Genomic DNA, 9,522 nt, shown 5'->3' on the forward strand with positions numbered 1-9,522 from the left:
CGTCACCGGCGATGACCACCGACGTCGGCCCGTTGACCGCCGCGACCTCAACCCGGCCCGCCCAGCGCTCCAAACGCTCCACGACGTCGGCCTCCGCCAGCGCCACCGACGCCATACCCCCACGACCCGCGAGGCTCCCGGCGATGACCTGACTGCGCACCGCCACGATCCGGGCAGCGTCCTCCAGCGACAACGCACCCGACACGCACGCAGCGGCAATCTCACCCTGGGAATGGCCGATCACCGCGTCGGGAACCACACCTACCGACGCCCACACAGCCGCAAGACCCACCATCACGGCGAAGCTGGCGGGCTGCACCACATCGACCCGCTCCAGGAGTTCAGCCGGAGCGTCCCCCCGCAGCACATCCACGAGCGACCAGTCGACCCAACGCCCCAGCGCCGCCGCACACTCGGCGACCCGCTCCGCGAACACCGGGGAGGAATCCAGGAGTTCACGACCCATACCAACCCACTGCGAACCCTGACCCGGAAACACCAACACCGTCCGACCAGCAGCCACCGCACTCCCACCACCGGTGACAACCAGAGGACTTGACTCGCCCCGCGCCAGCGCACGCAGCCCCGCAAACGCCTCCTCCCGCGAACCAGCCGCCACCACCGCCCGCTCGGACAGCACCGCCCGCCGAGAGATCAGTGCACCAGCCACCCGCGACAGCGATTCCTCACCTGCCTCCACGAAGGACACCAGCCGCTCCGCCTGACCCGCCAACGCACCGACACTCCGCGCCGACACCACCAGCGGCACCACACCATCAGCCACCGGAGCACCAACCGCCACCGGCTCCGCCTCCCCGGCCGGCGGCTCCTCCAGAACCAGATGCGCATTCGTCCCGCTCACACCGAAAGACGACACCGCAGCCCGACGCGGCCTACCCGTGACCGGCCACTCCCGCGCCTCCGTCAACAACTCCACCGCACCCGCCGACCAGTCCACCTGCGACGACCTGCTGAGAGGGACCGTTCGGGGCCGTCAGGCCGTTCGAGGCGCCGTCCTGGTTGACCGCCGAACCCCGCACCACCGCCAGCACCCGGTGGCCGTTCCGGCGTGCCTCCGACAGCCGCTCCAGGACGACCATGCCCGCGCCCTCGGCCCAGCCGGTGCCGTCGGCGGCATCCGCGTACGACTTGCAACGGCCGTCGGCGGCAAGAGCGCGCTGGCGCGAGAACTCCATGAACATGCCTGGGCCGGCCATCACGGTCGCGCCGCCGGCCAGCGCCATCGAGCACTCCCCGCGGCGCAGCGCCTGCACGGCCAGGTGCATGGCCACGAGTGAGGACGAGCAGGCCGTGTCGACGGTGACGGCCGGGCCCTCGAAGCCGAACACGTACGAGATGCGGCCCGAGGCCACGCTTCCGGTGGTGCCGGTTCCGGTGAAGCCTTCCAGTTCGGGCGGGATCGGACCGCCAGTGGCGTAGCCCTCGTTGATGACACCGACGAAGACGCCGACGTCCGCTCCCTTGAGTCCGGTCGCGTCGACGCCCGCTCGCTCCATGGCCTCCCACGAGGTCTCCAGGAGCAGGCGCTGCTGCGGGTCCATCGCCACGGCCTCGCGCGGCGAGATCCCGAAGAAGCCCGCGTCGAAGAGCCCGGCCTCGTGCAGGAACCCGCCGCGGGTCACATACGACTTGCCGCTCTGCTCGGGGTCCTCGTCGAACAGGCTCTCAAGGTCCCAGCCGCGGTCGGTGGGGAAGCCGGAGACCCCGTCCCGGCCCTCGGTGGCCAGTCGCCACAGGTCCTCGGGTCCGGCGACCCCGCCCGGAAGCCGGCACGCCATCCCGACGATCGCGACCGGCTCCGACTTCTCGGCCTCAAGTTCCAGCACACGCTGCTGGGAGCGGCGTGCCTCGGCGAGGACGCGCTTGAGATAGTCGCGAAGCTTGCTTTCATCCGCCATTGAGGTTCGGCTCCTAGAGGCTGTGGCGTCGGGTCAGCGGCTGCGGGGCGGCGGACGGGTCGGCGGTTGCTAGTTGCCGAACTCCGTGTCGATGAGGTCGAAGAGTTCGTCGTCGGAGGCGGCGTCGAAGTCGAGCTCCTCCTCGGCGGGCGGGGTTCCGTTCGCCGTCGACCAGGCGGTCAGGAGGCCCTGCAGCCGGGTAGCGACCTGGGCGCGGGCCGAGTCGTCGGCGGGCGTCTCGGCCAACGTGGCTTCGAGCCTGCTCAGTTCGGCCAGCAGCGGATGCGTTCCGGGCGTGGACTGTGCGGTGGGGTCGAGCCGACCGTGGAGGTACCGCGCGAGGGAGAGCGGCGCCGGGTAGTCGAAGACCACCGTGGCGGGGAGGGAGAGCCCCGTGGCGCCGCGGAGCCGGTTGCGCAGTTCGACCGACGTGAGCGAGTCGAAGCCGGTGTCCTTGAACGCCGTCTCCGGTCCGACCTGCTCCGGACCGGTGTGGCCGAGGACGATCGCCACCTGGCCGCGTACGAGGTCGAGCAGCAGAGCCTGCTGCTCGGTCACCGACAGACCGGCGAGCCGTGCGACCAGTCCGCCGCCGTCACCGGCGCCGGTGCGGGCCTGCTGCCGGCCGGGGCGGACCAGTCCGCGCAGCAGCGGCGGGACTCCCCCGCCGAGCACGGCGTCGGCCCGGACCGCCCGCAGGTCGAGCCTGGCCGGTACGAGGAGGGCGGTGCTGTTGCCGGGGCCTGTGTCGAGACCGGCGTCGTCCGCGCCGACCCTGAGAGCCGCGTCGAACAGCTCCATGCCTTCGGCCGCTGTCAGGGGTTCCACACCGCCGCGGCGCCCGGTCCGGTCCGGGCCGGTCGCCGGGGCGCCGTCGGGGGCAGTGGGCTCCGGGGCGGCGAGCTGCTCCCAGGGACTCCAGGCCAGCGACAGGGCGGGCAGGCCCTCGGCACGGCGGCGGTGGGCCACCGCGTCGACGTAGGCGTTCGCCGCCGCGTAGGCGCCGGTACCCGCGCCCAGGAAGACGGACGAGGCGGACGACATGAGGACGAACGCCCTGAGTTGCGGGGCGAGTTCACGGGTCAGCTCGTCCAGGTGCCGGACCGCGGTGGCCTTCGGCGCGAAGACCTGGGCCAGCCGTTCCGGGGTCGTCTCGCCGATCAGGCCGACGTCGAAGACCCGGGCGGCGTGGACGACCGCGGTCAGCGGATGCTCGGCGGGTACGGAGGCCAGCAGCGCGGCGACCGCGTCCCGGTCGGTGACGTCGCACGCCACGACCGACACCTCGGCCCCCTCGGCCGTCAACTGCGCCACGAGTTCCGTCGCGCCGTCGGCCTCCGGCCCTCGCCGCCCCGCGAGGACCAGGTGCCGGACACCGTGCTCCGCGACCAGGTGGCGGGCGGTCAGGGCACCGAGCGATCCGGTGCCGCCGGTGACGAGAACCGTGCCGTGGAGGTCGAGCGGGAGCCGCTCGGGGAGGGCGGCGGCAGGCTGTCCCGGCTGCTGCACCGGCGTACGGACAAGGCGCGGGACGGTCAGCGCCGTACCGACGACCGCCACCTGCGGTTCGCCACTCGCGAGGACGGCGTCCAGGAGAGTGGAACCGAGGGTGACGGGGCCCGGGGTGGTGGAGGCCGTGGAGTCGGGCGCCGCCGGGTCCAGGTCGAGGAGGACGATCCGCTCCGGGTTCTCTGCCTGGGCGGCACGAACCAGGCCCCAGACGGCCGCACCGGCCGGGTCGGTCGCTGCGGCGTCACCGCCCGCGGGCATCGCGCCACGGGTCACGACGATGAGCCGGGAACTCTCCAGTGTCTCGTCGGCCAGCCACGCCTGCGTCACCGCCAGGACCCGCGAGACCACGGCCGGAAGGACTCCCTCGTCCTCACCGCTCACGACACTGGCCCCACCGGCGATGGCTTCCAGGACCACCGCCGGTGGCACATCCGCCCCGCCCGTCAGAGCCGCCAGGTCCTCCGGGGTGGCTACGGTCACCGGGCGCTCCTCCGAGGCCACAACCGCCCCGGCGCTCTGCGACGGCAGCTCTGAGAGCGTGGTCCACTCGACGCGGAAGAGCCCGGGCCCGCCGTCACTCGTGGTGCCCGCCGCGGCCTCCAACTCGGCCGCGGACACCGGTCGTAGCGCGACGGAGTCGGCCGACAGCACCGCACCGCCCGTCTCGTCGACGGCGGTCAGCGACAGCGCGTCCGGCCCCTGCGGAGCGATCCGCACCCGAAGCGCCGTGGCGCCGACGGCGTGCAGCGTCAGCCCACGCCACTCGAGCGGCTGCCAGGTCCGCTCGCGGTCTTCCGGCGTGGCGCCCGACAGCAGCACCGGGTGCAGGGCCGCATCCAGCAAAGCAGGGTGAATACCGAACCGGGCAGCACTCTCCCGCTGCTCCTCCGGCAGAGCGACCTCGGCGAAGACCTCCTCACCACGCCGCCACACCGCCCGCAGGCCCTGGAACACCGGGCCGTGCTCATAGCCATGGGCGACCAGGTCGGCGTGCAGGCCTTCCCCATCGACCTTCTGGGCCCCGGGCGGGGGCCAGCTGGCGAAGTCGGCCCGTGCGCTGACGGCTGCCTTGGCCACCGCCCCGAGGACACCGGTGGCGTGGCGGACCCATGTCTCACCGTCCGTGGAGTCGGCCTCCGCGCCTTCACGGGTCGAGTAGATGTCGATGCTCCGCATGCCGTTCGCGCCCGGTCCGCCGACTGCGACCTGGACGCGGACACCGCCCTGCGCGGGGACGACCAGGGGCACCTCGATGACCAACTCTTCGAGCGTGCCGCAGCCGACTTCGTCACCGGCCCGGACCGCCAACTCGACCAGTCCAGCGCCAGGGACGACGACGACCCCGTCGACGGCATGGTCCGTGAGCCACGCGTGCGTGCGCAGGGAGAGTCGAGAGGTGAAGACCAGCCCGTTGGAGTGCGGAAGCCTCACCACCGCACCGAGCATCGGGTGGTCGGCCTTGCCCTGCCCGAGAGAGGCCGCGTCCGTGCTGACGCCGGGCCGAAGCCAGTAGTGCTGGTGGTCGAAGGCATACGTCGGCAGGTCGAGATGCGAAGCACCCGCAACCGGCAACACCTTCGCCCAGTCGACCGACCCGCCGTGAACAAAGACCTCGGCGGTAGCGGCGAGGAGGGTCTGCGCCTCGGGACGACCGTCCCGCAGAGCCGCCACACACGACGCCCGATCGCCCGCCGACTCCATCACCACACTCGACAGGGCCGCACCCGGGCCCAGTTCGATGACAACCACATCACCGTCGCCGGCCGCGGCCGCCACACCGTCGGCGAAACGCACGGGACGGCGGACGTGGTCGACCCAGTACTGCGGATCGGTGAGCTGACCCGGCTCGGCTAGCCGCCCCGTCACGTTGCACACCACCGGGAACTCCGGCTCCGACCACGACACTTGAGACAGCACAGCGGCGAACTCGTCAAGCATCGGCTCCATCAACACCGAATGGAACGCGTGAGAGACGCTCAGCCTCTTCGTCTTACGGCCCTGATCCCCGAGCTTCTCCACCACCGCCAGTACAGCGTCCTCTGCACCGGAAAGGACAACGGACGCGGGACCGTTGACCGCCGCCAGGCCCACACCCTCACCCAACAGCCCGGCGACCTCGTCCTCCGACGCGGCCACCGCAATCATCGCGCCACCCAAGGGCAACGCCTGCATCAGCCGGCCCCGAGCCGCCACCACCGCAGCCGCATCCGCCAGCGACAGCACCCCGGCGACATGGGCCGCCACGATCTCACCGATGGAGTGGCCCATCACCACATCCGGCTTGACACCCCACGACTCCACCAGCCGGAACAACGCAGTTTCCACGGCGAACAAACCCGCCTGCGTAAACACCGTCCGACTCAAATCACCGGCATCACCCAGGACCACATCCCTGACCGGATGCTCCACCCAGCCCGACAGTTGCGCGTCCAGCACGGCACACGCCTCATCGAAGGCTTCCGCGAACACCGGATAGCGCGCATACAACTCACGCCCCATCCCGACCCGCTGCGAACCCTGACCCGGAAACACCACCACCGTACGAACAGCCGAACCCCGGTTGCCCGTCACCACCCCGTCGGCCGATTCGCCCCGCGCCAGCGCGCCGAACCCGGCAAGCGCGTCCTCCCGCGAACCGGCCACCACCACCGCACGCTCGGACAGCAGCGCCCGCTCCCCGATCAGCGCCCCCGCGATCTCCGGCAGGGTCGCACCATCAGCGGTACGGATGAACGACGCCAGTCGCTCGGCCTGGCCCGCCAGCGCACCCGCGCTCTTCGCCGATACGACCAGGGGCACCGCGCCCCCGGTCGGCGTTGCGGCCGGTTCGGCGAAGTCGTCCTGTGGCGCCTGCTCCAGGATCAGGTGCGCGTTGGTCCCGCTGAGCCCGAAGGAGGAGACACCCGCCCGGCGCGGTCGGCCGGTTTCGGGCCACGCCCGCGCCTCGGTGAGCAGTTCGACCGCGCCAGCCGACCAGTCCACCTGGGACGACGGAACGTCCACGTGCAGGGTGGGCGGCATCACGCCATGGCGCAGCGCCTCCACCGTTTTGATGACGCCGGCGACACCCGAGGCCGCCTGGGTGTGGCCGATGTTCGACTTCAGGGAGCCCAGCCAGAGCGGGCGCTCCGGATCGCGATCCCGCCCGTACGTGGCCAGCAGCGCCTGTGCCTCGATCGGGTCGCCCAGGACCGTGCCCGTCCCGTGTCCCTCGACCATGTCGATGTCCGACGTCGACAGGCCGACCGCGGCCAGCGCCTTGCGGATCACCCGCTGCTGAGAAGGGCCGTTCGGGGCCGTAAGACCGTTGGACGCGCCGTCCTGGTTCACCGCGGAACCCCGTACGACCGCCAGCACCCGATGCCCGTTCCTGCGCGCCTCCGACAGACGCTCCAGTACGACCACGCCCGCGCCCTCGGCCCAGCCCGTACCGTCCGCGGCGTCCGCGTACGACTTGCACCGGCCGTCGACCGCCAGACCCCGCTGCCGCGAGAACTGAACGAAGGCCCCGGGGCTGGTCATGACGGCCGCGCCGCTGGCGAGGGCGAGCGAGCACTCGCCCTGGCGGAGCGACTGCGAGGCCAGGTGGATGGCGACGAGCGAGGACGAGCAGGCCGTGTCGACGGTCACCGCCGGGCCCTCGAACCCGAACACGTACGACACACGCCCCGACGCCACGCTGGTGCCGGCACCGGTCGTGACGAAGCCCTCCAGTTCGGCGGGCACGTCGCTGCCCGAACCGTAGCCCTGGCCCATCAGGCCGGAGAACACCCCGACATCACGGCCCTTCAGCGTTCCCGGGTTGATACCGGCTCGCTCCAGTGCCTCCCACGACGTCTCCAGCAGCAACCGCTGTTGGGGGTCCATGGCGAGGGCCTCACGCGGCGAGATCCCGAAGAATCCCGGATCGAACAGACCGGCTCCCTGAAGGAACCCGCCCTGGTCGGCGTACGACGTACCCGCCTTGCCCGGATCCGCGTCGAACAGACCCTCGAGGTCCCAACCACGGTCCTCCGGGAAGCCCGACACCGCGTCCCGGCCCTCGCTGACCAGGCGCCACAGGTCCTCGGGGCTCGCCACTCCGCCCGGCAGGCGGCACGCCATGCCCACGATCGCGATCGGCTCACCGGGATCGGCCGGTGCCGCCGCGGGCGCGGCGGGCGATGCCGGGGCCGCGGTCTCCGGTGACACGCCGAGTTCATCGTGCAGATGGCGGGCGAGTGCGAGCGGCGTCGGGTGGTCGAAGACGACGGTGGCGGTCAGCTTGAGGCCGGTGGCCTCGCGGAGCCGGTTGCGCAGGTCGACCGAGGTGAGCGAGTCGAATCCGGTCTCGCGGAAGGCGGTCTCGACCGGTACACCGTCAGGTCCGGCGTGGCCGAGGACGGTCGCCGCTTGCGTACGGACGAGGTCGAGGAGCAGTGTTTCCTGCTCGTCGGCCGTCAGTCCGGTGAGCCGGGCGGCCAGGCCACCGGTGCCGTCGCCCTCGGCGGCGGGGCGGGCGGTCTGCCGGGTGACCCGTATCAGACCCCGCAACAGTGGCTGGACCGCGCCGCCGGCGGTCGCGTCGGCGCGCATCGACCGTAGGTCGAGCTTGATCGGGACCAGCAGGGCCTCGCCGTTGCGCAGTGCGGCGTCGAACAGGTCCAGGCCCTCGGCCGACGTCAGGGCCCGGCTTCGGCTCCGGCTCACGCGCGCCCCGTCGGTGTCTCCCAGATGGGCGGTCATCGCGGTGGCCTGCTCCCACAGGCCCCAAGCCAGCGACTGGCCGGGCAGACCGTCCGAGCGGCGCCGGTGCGCCACGGCGTCGAGGTAGGCGTTCGCCGCGGCGTAGTTGCCCTGTCCCGCCGAGCCGAACACTCCGGCGGCGGACGAGAAGACCACGAACGCCTTGAGTTCCGGGGCGAGTTCACGGGTGAGCTCGTCCAGATGCCGTACGGCCGTGACCTTCGGCCCGAACACGTGGGCCAGCCGCTCGGGCGTCAGCGCACTGATCACCCCGTCGTCCAGGACACCGGCCGTGTGCAGGACCCCGGTCAGCGGATGCTCCGCCGGTACGGCCGCCAACAGCTCGGACACGGCGTCCCTGTCCGTGACGTCACAGGCGACGACCGCCACCGATGCGCCCGACTCCGCCAGATCGGCGGTCAGTTCGGCGACGTTCTCGGCGTCGGGACCGCGCCGTCCGGCCAGCAGGAGATGCCGTACGCCGTGTTCCGCGACCAGTCGCCGGGCCACCAGGCCGCCGAGTGTGCCCGTGCCTCCGGTGATCAGCACCGTTCCGTCCGGTGCGAAGGTGACGGGGGTGCCGGAGCCGGGGCCGGAGCGGGCGATCCGGGGGGCGAAGAGCGCGGTGCCGCGCACGGCGACCTGGGGCTCACCGGTCGCGAGGACGGCGGCCAGCACCGGTTCGACGTCGGTGCCGGGTGCGGCATCGGTGTCGAGGAGCACGAGCCGGTCCGGGTGCTCGGACTGAGCGACCCGTGTCAGGCCCCAGACGGCGGCGCCGGCCGGGTCCGCGACGCGGGCGGCGTGGTCACCCGCCGGTACCGCGCCATGGGTGACCACGACCAGCGTGGCATCGTCCAGGCCAGGTGCGGCCAGCCACGCCTGGACGACCTCCATAACACGACCGGTCAGGGCGAGCGCCTCGTCGTCGTCCGAACCGTCACCGGCGGCGTCCAGGACGACGACCGGCGGAATGCCCGCACCGTTGTTCAGCATGGCAACGTGGTCCGGGGAGGCCACGGGCACCCAGGCGGGCGGCAGTTCCATGCCCGGGGCCGCGCTGCCGGGCAGCTCGGTCCACTCCACCTCGAACAGGGCGCCGCGGCTGCCGTCGGCGGTCGTCCCGCCCAGTTGCTCGACCGGCACGGGCCGGGAGACCAGCGACTGCAGACTGAGCACCGGACCACCGGTCCCGTCGGCGGCCTCAAGAGACAGCGTGTGAGCGGCGGACCGCATCAGACGCACCCGCAGGGCGGAGGCACCCGCAGCATGCAGACGCAACCCACTCCAACCGAACGGCAGATGCACACCCTCCCCGGCATCCCCACGGCCCTCACCCGCCGGATCCGCAAGCGCCACATCCAAC

At 72.2% G+C, this 9,522-nt stretch carries 1 protein-coding gene and 1 pseudogene; both read right to left on the reverse strand.

Annotated elements, in window-relative coordinates; genetic code table 11:
• Window positions 1–1,919, reverse strand: a pseudogene (locus OO69_RS51110) (type I polyketide synthase); the annotation flags it as partial.
• Window positions 1,920–1,988: 69 nt separating this feature from the next.
• Window positions 1,989–9,392, reverse strand: coding sequence for a type I polyketide synthase (locus tag OO69_RS49720; protein WP_051801861.1), 7,404 nt, complete (start codon window positions 9,390–9,392; stop codon window positions 1,989–1,991).
• Between the last annotated feature and the right edge of the window lie 130 nt (window positions 9,393–9,522).

Source organism: Streptomyces sp. NRRL F-525, from assembly GCF_000716605.1.
Classification (GTDB): Bacteria; Actinomycetota; Actinomycetes; order Streptomycetales; family Streptomycetaceae; genus Streptomyces.

What these genes read in the sequence shown, in the direction of transcription:
- OO69_RS49720 (WP_051801861.1), bottom strand. Translation starts at nt 9,392, where the DNA reads ATGCGGTCCGCCGCTCACACGCTGTCTCTTGAGGCCGCCGACGGGACC.